Here is a 461-nt window from a genome sequence, read left to right on the forward strand (position 1 = left end):
GGTTAAGCCCGATGAATCCGGTACACACCATCGACACAGTGGTGGAGTTTCCACTGCAATGGCCGCGACAGCTCTACCGCTTTCGCACCCGCACCGCGCAAGCCAGCCAGCCCCGGGGCTTTATCGTCGGATCTTGTCGTTATCTGCGGATCACCGCGGGCATCGCTTCCTTGCCGCAACTGGGCGATCGCATCTTTGGCTCGATCAATCAACTTGTCGAGAACAGTCATCTACCCGTCAGCGCGGTGATCATGACCGGCGACCAAGTGTATGTAGATGATTTGAATATCGTTGCACCGGATCGCGAAGCCAAGGACAGTCTGAAGAAGTAGCGAACGGCATTCTCGCAACCGAATATTCAACGATTGATGTCCAATACATCGACTTACATGATGCTGGACGATCATGAAATAGAAGATAACTGGCCCGCCAATGCAAAAGATGCAGACAATGACTTGTAT

Annotated in this window: 1 pseudogene; it reads left to right on the forward strand. The window is 52.5% G+C overall.

The window, feature by feature from the left end:
• Positions 1-461, forward strand: a pseudogene (locus tag J5M71_RS28165) (alkaline phosphatase family protein); the annotation flags it as partial.

This window comes from Pseudomonas sp. 43(2021) (assembly GCF_017490805.1).
Classification (GTDB): Bacteria; Pseudomonadota; Gammaproteobacteria; order Pseudomonadales; family Pseudomonadaceae; genus Aquipseudomonas.